The sequence below is a fragment of the Nitratiruptor sp. YY08-26 genome, from assembly GCF_016593215.1.
GTDB classification, from domain to species: Bacteria; Campylobacterota; Campylobacteria; order Campylobacterales; family Nitratiruptoraceae; genus Nitratiruptor; species Nitratiruptor tergarcus.
Genome location: NZ_AP023063.1, coordinates 1,718,348 through 1,731,983, shown reverse-complemented (window position 1 = coordinate 1,731,983; position 13,636 = coordinate 1,718,348). Strand labels below are relative to the sequence as shown.

Annotated in this window: 15 protein-coding genes; 10 read left to right on the top strand and 5 right to left on the bottom strand. The window is 38.5% G+C overall.

Annotated elements, in window-relative coordinates; genetic code table 11:
- Nucleotides 1-7 precede the first annotated feature (7 nt).
- From eno to JG738_RS09290, 3 genes are read left to right on the top strand one after another with little or no spacing between them, the layout of a single operon-like run.
- The gene (eno, locus tag JG738_RS09300) at nt 8-1,279 is read left to right on the top strand and encodes a phosphopyruvate hydratase (RefSeq protein ID WP_201337627.1); all 1,272 of its coding nucleotides are present in this window, start codon (nt 8-10) and stop codon (nt 1,277-1,279) included.
- Nucleotides 1,279-1,548, top strand: coding sequence for a hypothetical protein (locus tag JG738_RS09295; RefSeq protein WP_084274786.1), 270 nt, complete (start codon nt 1,279-1,281; stop codon nt 1,546-1,548). Before eno ends, JG738_RS09295 begins: the two co-directional genes overlap by 1 nt.
- The gene (locus tag JG738_RS09290) at nt 1,545-2,141 is read left to right on the top strand and encodes an AMIN domain-containing protein (protein WP_201337626.1); all 597 of its coding nucleotides are present in this window, start codon (nt 1,545-1,547) and stop codon (nt 2,139-2,141) included. Before JG738_RS09295 ends, JG738_RS09290 begins: the two co-directional genes overlap by 4 nt.
- On the opposite strand, the gene JG738_RS09285 is transcribed toward JG738_RS09290, so the two are convergent.
- The 4 genes from JG738_RS09285 to topA are packed head-to-tail and all read right to left on the bottom strand — an operon-like array spanning nt 2,119 to nt 6,798.
- Nucleotides 2,119-3,273, bottom strand: coding sequence for a cation:proton antiporter (locus tag JG738_RS09285; protein WP_201337625.1), 1,155 nt, complete (start codon nt 3,271-3,273; stop codon nt 2,119-2,121). The genes JG738_RS09290 and JG738_RS09285 overlap by 23 nt on opposite strands.
- Nucleotides 3,266-4,105 carry a biotin synthase gene (locus tag JG738_RS09280; RefSeq protein ID WP_236583159.1) on the bottom strand — a complete coding sequence of 280 codons (840 nt, stop codon included), beginning with the start codon at nt 4,103-4,105 and terminating at the stop codon, nt 3,266-3,268. The genes JG738_RS09285 and JG738_RS09280 overlap by 8 nt, the downstream gene beginning before the upstream one ends.
- Entirely contained in the window at nt 4,102-4,596 is a 495-nt protein-coding gene (locus JG738_RS09275; RefSeq protein ID WP_201337623.1) for a metallophosphoesterase family protein, read from the bottom strand. The genes JG738_RS09280 and JG738_RS09275 overlap by 4 nt, the downstream gene beginning before the upstream one ends.
- Nucleotides 4,597-4,599: 3 nt before the next feature.
- On the bottom strand, nt 4,600-6,798 hold the full coding sequence (topA, locus tag JG738_RS09270; protein ID WP_201337622.1) for a type I DNA topoisomerase: 2,199 nt from the start codon (nt 6,796-6,798) through the stop codon (nt 4,600-4,602).
- Nucleotides 6,799-6,871: 73 nt separating this feature from the next.
- On the opposite strand from topA, the gene JG738_RS09265 reads away from it, so the two are divergent.
- From JG738_RS09265 to asnB, 4 genes are read left to right on the top strand one after another with little or no spacing between them, the layout of a single operon-like run.
- A complete protein-coding gene (locus tag JG738_RS09265; RefSeq protein WP_201337621.1) occupies nt 6,872-7,666 on the top strand; it encodes a DegT/DnrJ/EryC1/StrS family aminotransferase in 795 nt (264 codons plus the stop codon).
- A gap of 11 nt (nt 7,667-7,677) precedes the next feature.
- Entirely contained in the window at nt 7,678-8,613 is a 936-nt protein-coding gene (locus JG738_RS09260; RefSeq protein ID WP_201337620.1) for a magnesium transporter CorA family protein, read from the top strand.
- On the top strand, nt 8,604-8,825 hold the full coding sequence (locus JG738_RS09255; protein WP_084274778.1) for a hypothetical protein: 222 nt from the start codon (nt 8,604-8,606) through the stop codon (nt 8,823-8,825). The genes JG738_RS09260 and JG738_RS09255 overlap by 10 nt, the downstream gene beginning before the upstream one ends.
- Complete coding sequence (gene asnB, locus JG738_RS09250) at nt 8,825-10,537, top strand: asparagine synthase (glutamine-hydrolyzing) (protein ID WP_201337619.1); 1,713 nt, start codon at nt 8,825-8,827, stop codon at nt 10,535-10,537. The genes JG738_RS09255 and asnB overlap by 1 nt, the downstream gene beginning before the upstream one ends.
- Here the strand turns inward: asnB and dcd are convergent, their stop codons facing one another.
- Nucleotides 10,538-11,095, bottom strand: coding sequence for a dCTP deaminase (gene dcd, locus JG738_RS09245; RefSeq protein WP_084274776.1), 558 nt, complete (start codon nt 11,093-11,095; stop codon nt 10,538-10,540). It abuts the gene before it with no gap.
- Between the two features lie 87 nt (nt 11,096-11,182).
- Between dcd and accB the strand changes: the two genes are divergently transcribed.
- Genes accB through JG738_RS09230 form a run of 3 tightly spaced genes read left to right on the top strand, consistent with a single transcriptional unit; the run spans nt 11,183 to nt 13,634 of the window.
- Complete coding sequence (gene accB / locus JG738_RS09240) at nt 11,183-11,647, top strand: acetyl-CoA carboxylase biotin carboxyl carrier protein (protein ID WP_201337618.1); 465 nt, start codon at nt 11,183-11,185, stop codon at nt 11,645-11,647.
- Nucleotides 11,648-12,991 carry an acetyl-CoA carboxylase biotin carboxylase subunit gene (locus tag JG738_RS09235; protein ID WP_201337617.1) on the top strand — a complete coding sequence of 448 codons (1,344 nt, stop codon included), beginning with the start codon at nt 11,648-11,650 and terminating at the stop codon, nt 12,989-12,991. It begins immediately after the preceding gene.
- A complete protein-coding gene (locus tag JG738_RS09230; protein ID WP_201337616.1) occupies nt 12,972-13,634 on the top strand; it encodes a hypothetical protein in 663 nt (220 codons plus the stop codon). The genes JG738_RS09235 and JG738_RS09230 overlap by 20 nt, the downstream gene beginning before the upstream one ends.
- Nucleotides 13,635-13,636 lie beyond the last annotated feature (2 nt).

Below are 13,636 nucleotides of genomic sequence, written 5' to 3'. Positions count from 1 at the left end.
AGAAGAGATGGTATATATTGACAATATTGTAGCCCAAGAAGTTTTGGATAGCCGTGGTAATCCTACTGTAAAAGCGACTGTAATTTTAAGTGATGGTACAGTTGCTAGTGCAATAGTTCCAAGTGGTGCAAGTACTGGTAAGCGAGAAGCTTTGGAACTAAGAGATGGTGATGAGAGATTTGGTGGCAAAGGCGTTTTGAAAGCATGCGAAAATGTAGAAGTTGCTATTGCAGATGAGCTTGTGGGTTTAAGTCCATATAATCAAGCAGAGATTGATGCAATTATGAAAGAGCTTGACGGGACTCAGAACTACTCAAAGCTGGGTGCAAATGCGGTACTTGGAGTCTCTATGGCTGTGGCAAGGGCTGCTGCAAAGAGTTTGCATCTACCACTCTATCGCTACCTTGGAGGTTCTAATGGAGTAATTGTACCAACACCGATGCTCAATATCATCAATGGTGGTGCGCATGCTGATAATGATGTGGACTTGCAAGAGTATATGATTATGCCGACAGGATTTGATAGTTTCAAAGAGGCTCTTCGTGCTAGTAGTGAAATCTATCACACGCTCAAAAAACTGCTTGCTGAGGATGGCCATCCAACAGCTCTTGGAGATGAGGGTGGGTTTGCACCAAACTTTAAAAACAATGAAGAGCCTATTGAATATATTTTAAAAGCTATTGAAAAAGCTGGGTATAAACCAGGTGATGAGGTAAGTATTGCACTTGATGCAGCAAGTAGTGAGTTTTATAAAGATGGAAAATATGAGCTCAAAGGTGATGAAAAAGTATTAAGCGCTGAAGAGCTAGCTGATTTTTATGCCAACTTGGTTGCAAAGTATCCTATTGTCTCTCTTGAAGATGGTATGGCTGAAGATGATTGGGAGGGATGGAAGATTCTTACTGATAAACTTGGAGATAAGATTCAACTAGTGGGTGATGACCTATTTGTAACAAATAAAGAGATTTTAGCAGAAGGTATAGAAAGAGGAGTAGCAAACGCAATCCTTATCAAGCCAAATCAGATAGGAAGTGTGAGTGAGACTATGGAAACTGTGCGTTTAGCACAAAGAAATGGATATAATTGTGTTATGAGCCATAGAAGTGGAGAGAGCGAAGATGCTTTTATAGCTGATTTTGCAGTAGCACTCAATACTGCACAAATCAAAACAGGAGCACCTGCGCGAGGTGAGAGAACAGCAAAATATAACCGTCTGTTAGAAATTGAGCGAGATCTTTTGTATCCTGAATATATAGGTAAAGAGCTTTTTAGACGTTAATGGATAAGAGGCCACAAGAGCTTGCTGACTCCTTAAAAAAAAGGAGTTGGCTAGCTGAAGCTTTCCGCTATAGTATGATGGCTTTAGTTGTTATACTTATGGCTATCTATATTGGGGCGTTACTTTTTGGTACCAATTCGGTAGAAGTTCTCTATCAGCTCAATGTAGTAGAAAAAAACCTCAAAAGAAGTATTAATTTTCTCAAAAAAGAGAATGCAAGATTGCAAAAAGAGTATTTTGAATTAAAAGAGCTGGAGCCCAAAGAATGAGAATAATTTTTTTTCACATTGCTACTATAACTTTTTTATTGGCACGTATTAATCCTTTCTATTTTCCAGGAGAGGTGCCAAATTTACAGCATAGCTCTGCCCACATAAAGCAGAGTATCTCCTCACAAGCAGATGAGGAGAATTTGTCTACTTCAGCGCACAGTATCAGCGCAAATGCATCATCTGTTACAAAAGATAATAACACCTCTTCAATTTCTTCACATACCTTGCAGACCTCTGCGCATGCAGCTGTAAGTCAATCTTCACAACAAAATAGACCATCTTTAGAGACTCCTTTTACTACGTTACAGCTCGGATTTGCTACTATTGGTTTTTATAAAGATAAAATAGGGATCCACACGCAAGATAGATTAAAAAAAGAGTTTTTACTCGATTCTCCTCCAAAGATTGTTATCGATTTTGCAGCAAAGAGAAGATTTCAAAGCAAAAAGCAGCAACTAAAAACCCCGCTTTTTAAAGATATTGCAATTGGTGCTCATAAAAACTTCTATCGTATAGCAATTAGTCTAGATGGAGAGTGCCGTAATCGCATAAAAAAAGAAGCTGACACTATCTGGATATATTGCCACTAAAACGTATTATCAATCGTATTGTTATCATTGTAAAAAGTACTTCAATGATACTTGCAAGGATAAAAGCCATATATTCACTCTCATCAATAAATTTCGTATGCAAAGCGATTGTGGCAATTGCTACAAGGAGTGTCAGTGGCATAGAGTGAGAGAGTGCAAAGAGAATTTGCTCTTTGAGTTTCATAATATCATAAAAAACAAATGCTGCGATAATGCGTATACAGATCATAATTGCAGCAATGAGTAAGGCGCTATAAGATATATCACTTACAAGGAGCGATACAATCTTAAAGCTGCTTCCTGTATAGATGAAAAATATAGGTACTAAAAATCCAAACCCAAAAGAGGAGAGCTTATGGGGCAGGCTTCTTTTGTGCTCAAAAAATGTTGCAATAAAAATACCGGCAATGAAAGCACCAAAGGCTACCTCAAGATGCAAGTAGAGCATAAGAGAGATAAAGAGAAAAAAGAGTGCCATTGAGAGACGAATATCTTGCTCTTCATTATCGATCTTTGGCATAAGGGTGGTTTTGATTTCTGGATACCACCAAAAAAGAACCTGTAAAAGCTTAAAAGCTCCAAGCACCAAAAGAAGAAAAAGTGATAAAATAAAGATCTTTTTGTAAAACTCTGTACCAAAACCAAACTCAAGACCTGTGCTAATTATTGTGAGAATTGCAATGGAGACTACTTCTCCAAGACTTCCAATTGCAATGGAGAGATTGAGCCAAGTGTAGTTTTTACCATACTCTTTGCGCAGAGCCGCTATCAATCCTACGGATATGAGAGGAAAAATAGCGATAAATATATTTTCAAATCTAAGATTTTTTACCAATAAGAATGAGAGGAGATATAAAGCTCCAATATATAAAAAGCCTTTTTTGAGTGTCTTTTTATCAATGGCAAGGATCTTTTTGAGATCAACTTCAAGACCCGCTAAAAACATAAGATATAAAAATCCAAATTCTGCTACCAGCTCAAAGAGAGGTACATGGTGCAAAAATCCCCAAGTACCAAAGAGGGTACCAAGGGCGATCTCTATGACAGATGTGGGAAGTTTAGTAAATTTTGCCAAAAATGGCGATGAAAAGATTATCAAAGAGATAGTGGTAATAATCGCTATTTCATTCATGGCAACTTGTTGCTATTTCATATCCAAGATTTTGAAGTGTTAGAAGATCTCTATCTGGTCTTTCGCCTTTGGTAGTAAGATAGTCTCCTATAACAATGGCATTTGCCCCAGCTTCTAAGATTGCTGGCCATCTTTTGCCAAAAACAAGCTCTCTACCACCTGCAACCATAATCATTGCTTTGGGGAGTTTTTTTCGTGCTTGATGAATAAGAGAAAGTGCAGTGCTCGGTTCTACAGTCTTTTGCTCGAGAGGTAAAGCTGGATTGGGATGGAAAAAATTAAGCGGTACACTCATGGGCTCAAGTGAGGCGATTTGCTCTATGAGCTCATCTTGCTGTGCTTTACTCTCTCCAAGACCAAAAATCCCTCCAGTGCACAGATTTAGTCCTGCTTCTTTTACATTGAGACAAGTTTGGTAGCGCTCTTCCCATGAATGAGTTGAGCAGATTTGTGGATAGAAGCTTTTTGCGCTCTCAAGATTATGGTTGTAGTTATCGATTCCAGCACGTTTGAGCTCTTTTAACTGCTCTAGCGTTGCAGTACCATTGCAGCCAATAAGTGAAATATCTGGGACCTCTTTTTTTACTGCATATGCTGCTTTAGTGACAAAATCGAGGATCTTCTCATCAATCCCGCGCCCAGCTGTTACTAAACAAAATCCAATTGCTTTAGCTGCTTTTGCTTTTTTTGCCTCTTGCACAATTGTCTCAATCGGTTTATATTTATAACGTGGAATATCTGCGTGATATTTGGTACTTTGGGTGCAAAACTTGCAATCTTCAGCGCATACTCCGCTGCTGATATTGCTAATAGCGCAGAGATAGACCTTCATATACAGCTCCTCATTTCTTGCCATCTGTTTGTATCTACATCTTTGTATATATAGAAAACCTCTTTTGTGGGTATCTCTAATAAAGCCCCTTCAATGCGAGGTTTTTCCCTTGCACATACCTCTCCAGGATTGAGGTAGAGAGCCTCTTTTTTTTCACAGCTAAAAGTGTGGAGATGACCAAAAATAACAATATCGCTATCGGGCGAGAGATAGTAGGGCTGATGCATTAATTTGAAGTTTGTATCACCAATACGAAAGTAGTAGGGAGGTTTTTGCAAAATGACTTGAGAGGAACTATTGTGCAGTCCTGCATCTGTGTTTCCATATACAGCAATGGTTTTTATAGGTAGGGTAGCAAGATAGTCTAAAACCTTTTGTCCAATGTCTCCTGCATGGATGAGGTAGGCTATATCGTGCTGTAAAAGTTTTGTGACTATCTCTTCTGTATTGGCAAGATGGTTGTGTGTATCAGATATGACACCTATTTGCATGGGCTACTCTCTTGGCTCTTTGTGTTTACACTTAATGCATTCGTAAATATCTTTATTTCTATAGGTTCTTTGCGCCATCATATAGCCACACTCACTACACTTTTTATCTACAGGCTCAAATTTAGAAATAAAGGTGCATTTTGGATAGTTGGAGCATCCATAAAATTTTCCTCTTTTACTAAACCGCTCTAAGATATCTCCGCCGCACTCAGGGCACTTTACATCGAGCTTTTTGGGCTCACTTTTAGCAAGAGGTTTTGTGTTTTTACACTCTGGATATGCGCTACAAGCAAGAAACTCTCCCCTTGGCCCTCGCTTAACAACCATAGGGCTGCCGCATTTTTCACACTTTTCATCACTTACTTGCTCTTGGGTTTTTTGTGTTTCAATCTGCTCAGTATATTTGCACTTTGGAAAGGCGCTACAAGCAATAAACTCACCATATCTGCCTTTTCTTTTAACAAGCTCTGCGCCGCACTCTGGACAGCTTCTGCCAATAGGCTCTGCGATCTTTTGGCTTTTTATCTCTTTTTTGCCCTTTTCTATAAGTTGTATAAAGGGATCGTAAAACTCTTTGAGCACCTTTTGCCAATCTTTTTTTGCATTGGCTATCTCATCAAGTTCCTCTTCCATTTTGGCTGTAAATGAGCTATCGACAATTTCAGGAAAGTGCTTTTCTAATACCTCGATAACGGTAAAGGCAGTATCTGTGGGGATGAGCTGCTTTTTTTGCAGCTGCACATAGTCTCTTGCTTGCAAGAGGGCTATTGTTGGTGCGTAGGTTGATGGTCTGCCTATACCTAACTGCTCTAATGTTTTAATGAGGCTAGCTTCTGAGTAGCGACTTGGTGGCTCAGTGAAGTGTTGCTGCGCCTCAATTTTTGTAAGTTCTACTTTTTCTTTTTCTTTGAGTTCAGGAAGGATTTTATCTTTATCTTGATTACCTAATACTTTATAAAATCCATCAAAGAGCAGTCTTCTGCCAGAGGCTTTAAATGTCGTGCTAGGGCTTTTAAAGTAGAGGGTTTGGGTCTCAAAAACTGCATCTTCCATTTGTGAAGCTAAGAAACGGTTATAGATGAGTGTATAGAGTTTGAGCTCATCAGCGCTGAGGTACTCCTTTGCAACTTGTGGAGTAAAATCAAGCATTGTAGGACGTATTGCTTCATGAGCCTCTTGGGCACCTTTTGCTTTGCTTGCATAGACTTTAGAGGTTTTTGGAAGATACTCTTGGCCAAACTTTTGCGCGATAAGCTCGCGTGCAGCCTCTTGCGCCTCTTTGGCGATATTGAGACTATCGGTACGCATATACGTAATTACTCCCGTTACTCCATGAGGAGTTTGGACTCCTTCATAGAGTTTTTGTGCGATCATCATCGTCTTTTTAGGGCTAAATCCTAGTTGGCTTGAAGCAGCTTGTTGGAGTGTTGATGTCATAAAAGGTGCAGGAGATTTAGTAATGCGCTTTTTCTTCTCAATCTTTGCTATTACAAACTCTTCGCTTTGAGCCTTTTGGACGATTTCTTGGGCTTGCTCTTTTGTTTTGATATCGAGCTTATCTAATTTTTTCCCAAGGTATTCATAAATTGTAGCTGGTATAGTTTTATTAAAAACAGCCTCTATACTCCAATACTCTTGCGGTTGAAAAGCTTTGATTTCTCGCTCGCGATCTACTACCAGTTTGAGTGCAGCACTTTGCACCCTCCCGGCACTAAGACCTCGCTGAATTTTAGAAGCAAGAAGGGGACTGAGCTTATATCCCACGATTCTATCAAGAAGGCGTCTTGCTTGTTGGGCATTGACGCGGTTCATATCGATTGTGCGAGGATTTTCAAGCGCTTTTTTAATGGCATTTTTGGTTATCTCGTGAAAAACTATGCGAGGAAGCTCTTCAGGATTTTTCCCAATAGCGTGTGCAATGTGGTATCCAATCGCTTCACCCTCTCTATCTTCATCTGTTGCTATGTAGACAGTTTGTGCTGTTTTTGCAAGCTCTTTGAGCTTTTTTGTAATCTCGCTATGATCTTTATCTACACGGTATTGGGGAATAAACTTATCCTCTTCAATCTTTATTCCGAAACTACTTTTTGGAAGATCCCTAATATGTCCTTTCGAAGCGATTACTTCATACTCTTTACCAAGAAAATTTTTAATAGTTCTCGCTTTTGCCGGAGATTCAACGATTATTAGATTCTTACCCATTCTTCACCTATAGAGTTTTTTGTGCTATTCTAACATAAAAGTTTCCCCCTTTTTAATTCATGGAGTTTGTGGTATGCAACTGTATGTTTCTAATATTCAGATTTTATATATGGCTATTTTGCACGCTTTGGGGCGTAAAGAGGTACGTCTTAATCCTATTTCTCCTACTTTTTTTGCAAATATAGCAAAAATGTTGGGAATAGATATTATCTATACTGATGGAAAACTCGATTTTAGTAGTGATGCAGATATCGTACACAATTTCTATGAGAGTTTTACGCCGCAAGCTCTCGTTGTGTTTCAAAACCATGGAGAAAATATAGGGAGTGCGAAAGTTTTTGTGAAAAAAAATGGTCCTTGTGTTGTGGCAGAATTTTTTGACGAAGAGCTTTATGTAAAATGTAAGCTTTTTTTAGAAGGGGGCATTAAAAGAGGGAGACTATGGAATTATGATGTTACCTCTTTTGGTATCAAAGAGCATGCTCAGCCATGCAAGATAGAAGAGCTTGAAGGGAAGATCCAAAAGTCTAATGAAACGCTAGCGTACCTTCACAAAAGTTTTGCTAGTAATCCCTACTTTGATATGGTGCCAATGGGTGATAAAACACTTAAAGAGGAGTTTCCTATTCTTCTCAAACCCTCTCTTTATTGTCCCAAAGAGGATATTTATCAGGAGTTGCAAGAAAGAGGAGTGGAAGTAAAGGTGCGCTTTAAACCTCTCTATCGCCTTACTCTTTTCAAAAACGAGCCATTTGCAGTAAGTGAAGAGATTTATAAAGCATTGCTTACTTTACCTTTGCGCACAAATATAGCAAAACCTTTAATGGAGGTACTGGAGAAATATCGTTATAGAGGGTGCAGTTTTTAGGAGTATATAAAATGTATATTGTAAGTGATGAGATTCAAAAAAGTGAAGAGATAGAGATTCACGAAGATGTTAAAGAGATTATTTTTAGCTCTCCATATAAAAAGGAGATTATAGCGTGGCTCTTAGAGCATGGCTTTCATGAAAGTTTTATAGAAGATATTCAAAACGAAGAGCAAAGTATTGTATATGAAGAGAGCGAGAGTTTTAAATTACTGGTTTTTAAATATTTCAAACGCAGCAGCGAGCACCCTTTATACTTTATTGATACAAATATCATCATGATAATTACTGAAAAGAAACTCTTTTTCCTCTGTGAAGAAAAAGATGTCATACAGCGTATTGTTGCACGTTTTCGTAGACGCTATAAAAAAGGAGACTCTATTCCTTATGTAACGTATACGCTTATAGATATTTTAATAGATGCAACGATGGGTATGGTGGATCTTGTGGATGACAAACTAGAAATTATCGAAGATACGATTTTTGCTGAGGAGTTTGATGAAGAGGAGACCCAAAAGAGTCTCTACTTTGCAAGACGCTCACTCAATAGAATCTCAAAAGTAAGTGTGCAAGAGAATGATGTTATAAATAAACTCTATAATCACTACCCCTCAACAGTACGTAAAAAACTCAAATTTGAATTTATTGACCTCAAAGAGCACCTCTCGTTTTTGATTAATGAGTCAAAAGCATATTTAGAGCGTACAGGATATTTGCAAAACCTCATTATGGGATATATGTCTAATCGGATGAATCAGACGATGCAGCGTCTTACAGGTATTACTCTTATATTTTTACCTCTTAGTTTCATTGTAGGCAATTATGGTATGAATTTTAAGTATATGCCAGAGTTGGAGTGGAAGTATGGCTATTTTGCTGTGTGGATACTCAATATTATTATTGCTCTAGGTCTCTATCTTTGGTTGAGGAAAAAGCGATGGATCTAGCAAAGATTAATGCATTGCATCAAAAATGTAAAGAGCGAGGCTGCGATCTCTACAGTTTTTTAGAAGAGGAGTTTCCAGATATTGCTATTGAAGATCGCCTCAAAATCATGGCTACAATTCTCAATGATTATCTCGAAGAGTATACCTATAATCAAACAGACAAAATTAAAAGAGAAGATTACTCTATTACGAAGTTTTTCCCTAAACGCTGATGTGTGCGATTTTTGGTGTTATTGGAAAAATAGATAGAGAAAAAGCACTCAACGCTTTTTCTTTGCTTTTACATAGAGGGGAAGATGAGAGTGGAGTGTATGAAGCTAATGGCGTTTTCTTAGCGCATCATAGGCTCTACATTCTCGATAAAGATGCAAAGCAGCCATTTGTGCAAAATGAAAAAGTACTTCTTTTTAATGGAGAGATTTACAACTATAAAGATTTCCATACAAGTGAAGCAGCAGCGATAGTAGCAGTTGCCCCCAATTTTTCAAAGCTTGATGGTATGTTTGCCTTGGCACTTCTTGATAAAGAAAAACTCTATCTTGCTCGAGATCTCTTTGGGAAAAAGCCTCTATATTATACGCTTTGGCAAGATAGTTTCATTTTTGCTTCTGAAATCAAGGCTATTCTAACTTATATAAATAAGCAAAAAATCAATGCAAGAGCACTGAGCAGCTACCTCTCTTTTGGATCGGCAGTTGGGAGAGAGACCTTTTATGAAGGTATTTATAAATTAGAAGGTGGAGAGATTTTAGAGCTTAATACAAAGACTCTTCATTATGAGTGTAAAAGGTTTGCAACGCTGTTGAAAAAAAGACCCGGAAGTCTCGAGACACTATTAATTAAAGCAGTGAAAAAGCGATTGCAAGGAGATTTTCCTGTTGTCTCACTTTTAAGCGGTGGAGTAGATAGCTCATTTGTCAGTGCAATAGCAAAGAGGCTACAAGGCTCATTAGCAACATATAGTATCGGCTATGAAGAGGGAAGATATAGTGAGCTGCCGTACGCACGGGAGGTAGCACAATATATCGGTAGTGACCATTATGAGATAATATTTACAAAAGATGATTTTTTTGCAACACTTGAGAGAGCGAGCACTTTTTTTGATGAGCCTATTGGTGATAGTGCTTCATTGCCACTTTTTTATTTGATGGAGCGTATCAAAAAGGATGGTGCAAAAGTGGTGCTTAGTGGTGAAGGGGGTGATGAGATCTTTTTGGGCTATAGGCAATATTTTGAGTTTTTCGATCTCTACAAAGCCAGAGATCTCAAATATAAAAACTGGCTCAAAAACTACTTTCGATCCCATTTTAGCCCTAATAAGGAGTGGGAGTGGTATAAGCGAGTATTAAGTGATGAGGTGATTTTTCGATCAAGCTGTGAAGTCTTTACCGATTTGCAAAAAAATCTTTTCCTGCGCCAAAATGTAAAAGATAATGAGTCTTTGCAGTTTCTTCAACCCTATCTAGAGGAGTGGGAAAGAAGCGGATGGAAGGATGTGGCGGCTTTTTTTACTTATATTGATATTAAGGTGCGTTTGCAGTCTTTGTATCTTGTAAAACTTGATACCACCTCTATGGCACATACTATTGAAGCAAGAACACCACTTTTAGATAGCAGTGTACTCTATAGTGCATTTGCTGATCCTCAGCGCTCCAAAGCGCCAAAATATCTTCTCAAAAAGATTGCATCAAAGTATATTCCTCAATCAATAATTGAGAGAAAAAAGAGAGGATTTTCCTATCCAGCGCTAGAGTGGCTCCAAAGTAGTGGCAGTGATCAAAAGTTAAGAGAGGCTAATAAGAGATTTAATCTGTTTAAGCAAGAACAGTTGGAGTTTCTTATCGAAAATGCAAAAAGAAACAGATTCACACGTCACTATTGGCTAGTCTACGCTCTTTTGGACTGGATGGAGAGAAAGTTTTAATTAGAGAATTTTTGGAAGAGTGATACCTCTTTGTTTTTGATATTTACCCTTTTTGTCTTTATAGCTTACCATGCAATCTTCATCTCCTTCAAAAAAGAGTACCTGTGCAATCCCTTCATTAGCATAGATCTTCGCTGGAAGAGGTGTAGTATTAGAGATCTCTATTGTTATATGCCCTTCAAACTCTGGCTCAAAAGGGGTGACATTGACAATGATACCACATCGTGCGTAAGTACTTTTACCAAGACAGATGGCAAGTACATTGCGGGGTATGCGAAAATACTCTACAGTGCGTGCAAGAGCAAAGGAGTTTGGTGGTACAATGCATACATCTCCTTTGAAATCAACCACATTGCGCTCATCAAACTGCTTAGGATCTACTACTTCTGCATTGACATTGGTAAAAATTTTAAACTCATCACTCACACGAATATCGTATCCATAGCTGCTTAGCCCGTAACTCACTACACCTTTACCTACTTGCTCTTCACAAAAAGGTTCAATCATTTTCTCTTTTATAGCTTTTTCTCTTATCCAGCAATCAGCTTTTAAGCCCATGCAAAACCTTTGTAAAAATAAAAAAATATTTACGAAATTTATGATATTATAGCAAATAATTACAATCCCAAAAAAAGGTTACTCCAGATGGATTTTAAAGAGATAAAAGAGCTTATAAAGATTTTTGATAAAAGTGGTTTAAGTAGATTTAAACTTAAAAAAGCAGATTTTGAAATATCTTTGCAAAAAGGATTTGAAGGAGCTTCTATGCAGAGTGCTCCAGCCCCTGCATCGCAGCCAGCACCTTCGCAACAGCCAATACCTACAGCTACAGAAGAGAAGAGTGCAGATCTTGAAGCTGCTAAGAAGAAGGGTGAATATATCACCTCCCCTATGGTAGGAACCTTCTATCGCGCTCCAAGTCCTGATAGTCCTCCTTTTGTCAAAGTTGGTGATACGGTAACGAAAGGACAGACAATAGGTATTATTGAAGCGATGAAGATATTCAATGAGATAGAGGCTGAGTTTGATTGTAAAATTTTAGAAATCTTAGTAGAAGATGGGCAGCCTGTTGAGTATGATATGCCCCTGTTTTTGGTAGAAAGGCTCTAAATGGCAAAACTTGAGAGAATCCTCATAGCCAACAGAGGTGAGATTGCCCTGCGTGCGATTCGTACTATCAAAGAGATGGGTAAAAAAGCGATAGCTGTCTACTCAACTGCAGATAAAGATGCACACTACTTACAGCTTGCGGATGCAGCTATTTGCATTGGTGGAGAAAAGGGGAGTGAGAGCTATCTCAATATCCCAGCAATCATTAGTGCTGCTGAAATTGCAGAGGCTGATGCAATCTTTCCAGGGTATGGCTTTTTGAGTGAAAATCAGCAGTTTGTAGAGATCTGCAATCTCCACGGTATAAAATTCATTGGCCCTTCGCTCGAAGTTATGCAGCTTATGAGTGATAAGAGTAAAGCAAAAGAGGTGATGAAAAATGCAGGTGTACCTGTAGTGCCGGGAAGTGAAGGGGCCATAAAAAATGTAGAAGAGGCCAAAAGAGTTGCAAAAGAGATTGGCTATCCTGTGATCTTAAAAGCTGCAAGTGGTGGTGGTGGAAAAGGAATGCGTGTTGTAGAGGATGAGAGTTACATAGAAAACGCATTCTTAGCAGCAGAGAGCGAAGCAATAAGTGCTTTTGGCGATGGAACTATTTATATGGAAAAATTTATAAAAAACCCTCGTCATATTGAGGTGCAGTTGCTAGGTGACAGCCACGGTAATGTAGTGCATATTGGTGAGAGAGACTGCTCGTTGCAGCGTCGTCACCAAAAGATGGTGGAAGAGTCTCCAGCGGTGATTTTAGATGAAGTGACAAGAACTAGGCTCCATGAAGCAGCTGTAAAAGCTGCAAAAGCCATAGGGTATGAAAATGCTGGTACAATTGAGTTTTTGGTAGATGCAGACAAAAACTTCTACTTTATGGAGATGAATACAAGACTCCAAGTTGAGCATCCTGTGAGTGAAATGGTGAGTGGAATAGATATTGTTGAGTGGATGATACGCATAGCAGAAGGCGAAAAGCTTTTTAGCCAAGATGCAGTGAAGCTACAAGGGCATGCGATTGAGTGCCGTATAAATGCAGAAGATCCAGTAAAGTTTATCCCAAACCCTGGAAAAATCAAAAGCTGGATTCAGCCGGGTGGCAAAGATGTGCGTATGGATACCCATGTATATTGTGGTTATATTGTACCCCCTTATTATGATTCGATGATAGCAAAGCTTATAGTGTGGGGTGAAGATCGGGCAAAAGCTATTGCAAAGATGAAAAGAGCTCTAGAAGAGTTTGAAGTAAGTGGCATAAAGACCACAATCGATTTTCATAAAAAGATGATGGAAAACCCAGACTTTCTTTCAAATAATTTTGATACAAAATATATAGATGAAAAGTATCTCAAATAGTTTACACAAATTTTTCTCTATCTTTTTGCTTCTTCTCCTATCACTGATAGGGGGAGGATGCAGCACAAAAGAGTGTGGGATAGATAAAGAGATATTTCAAACTTTTTCTCCTATTAAACAAGAGGCTATTTGTGAGGAGTATATGCAGCAGCGTACATTGCTGCGCCAACTAGCAGAAAAACGCAGACTCGTTGAAGCAAAAAATCGCCAAAAAGAGCTCGAAATAGAAAAACTTCGCTTACAGATCCTCTACAAAAATCTCCAGACACATCCTGCAAATCTCTTGGAGCTTGAAGTATACGGAGTTATTGGAAGAAAAAAGAGAACGTATAGGATATATCCTAGATTTGTAGATATTGTGCGAGGGGAGGCCAAAAGAGTATGCCTCAAAAGTGAAAAAATTGGAGGATGTTTTTGGATGGCTTACATTGGTAATAGGATCTTAATACATCCACGTATTCCTCGACGCTGTAAACTTTTGGGACGCTGTGTTTTACCAGAGAGTGAGAATTTACAAGGTAGCAATACTCTAAGCATCCCTCTTGATGAGCTCGATTTTACACCTGTGAGTTTTATGCATAATGGAAAGTACTACTCATTACATATAAAGCGAAGCAGATTGAGAAGAAACTGTAATAAGTGATA

Bases quoted from the DNA above. Each gene is read 5' to 3' on its own strand.
- eno (WP_201337627.1), top strand. From the start codon at position 8: ATGGTATATATTGACAATATTGTAGCCCAAGAAGTTTTGGATAGCCGT.
- JG738_RS09295 (WP_084274786.1), top strand. From the start codon at position 1,279: ATGGATAAGAGGCCACAAGAGCTTGCTGACTCCTTAAAAAAAAGGAGT.
- JG738_RS09290 (WP_201337626.1), top strand. From the start codon at position 1,545: ATGAGAATAATTTTTTTTCACATTGCTACTATAACTTTTTTATTGGCA.
- JG738_RS09285 (WP_201337625.1), bottom strand. From the start codon at position 3,273: ATGAATGAAATAGCGATTATTACCACTATCTCTTTGATAATCTTTTCA.
- JG738_RS09280 (WP_236583159.1), bottom strand. From the start codon at position 4,105: ATGAAGGTCTATCTCTGCGCTATTAGCAATATCAGCAGCGGAGTATGC.
- JG738_RS09275 (WP_201337623.1), bottom strand. From the start codon at position 4,596: ATGCAAATAGGTGTCATATCTGATACACACAACCATCTTGCCAATACA.
- topA (WP_201337622.1), bottom strand. From the start codon at position 6,798: ATGGGTAAGAATCTAATAATCGTTGAATCTCCGGCAAAAGCGAGAACT.
- JG738_RS09265 (WP_201337621.1), top strand. From the start codon at position 6,872: ATGCAACTGTATGTTTCTAATATTCAGATTTTATATATGGCTATTTTG.
- JG738_RS09260 (WP_201337620.1), top strand. From the start codon at position 7,678: ATGTATATTGTAAGTGATGAGATTCAAAAAAGTGAAGAGATAGAGATT.
- JG738_RS09255 (WP_084274778.1), top strand. From the start codon at position 8,604: ATGGATCTAGCAAAGATTAATGCATTGCATCAAAAATGTAAAGAGCGA.
- asnB (WP_201337619.1), top strand. From the start codon at position 8,825: ATGTGTGCGATTTTTGGTGTTATTGGAAAAATAGATAGAGAAAAAGCA.
- dcd (WP_084274776.1), bottom strand. From the start codon at position 11,095: ATGGGCTTAAAAGCTGATTGCTGGATAAGAGAAAAAGCTATAAAAGAG.
- accB (WP_201337618.1), top strand. From the start codon at position 11,183: ATGGATTTTAAAGAGATAAAAGAGCTTATAAAGATTTTTGATAAAAGT.
- JG738_RS09235 (WP_201337617.1), top strand. From the start codon at position 11,648: ATGGCAAAACTTGAGAGAATCCTCATAGCCAACAGAGGTGAGATTGCC.
- JG738_RS09230 (WP_201337616.1), top strand. From the start codon at position 12,972: ATGAAAAGTATCTCAAATAGTTTACACAAATTTTTCTCTATCTTTTTG.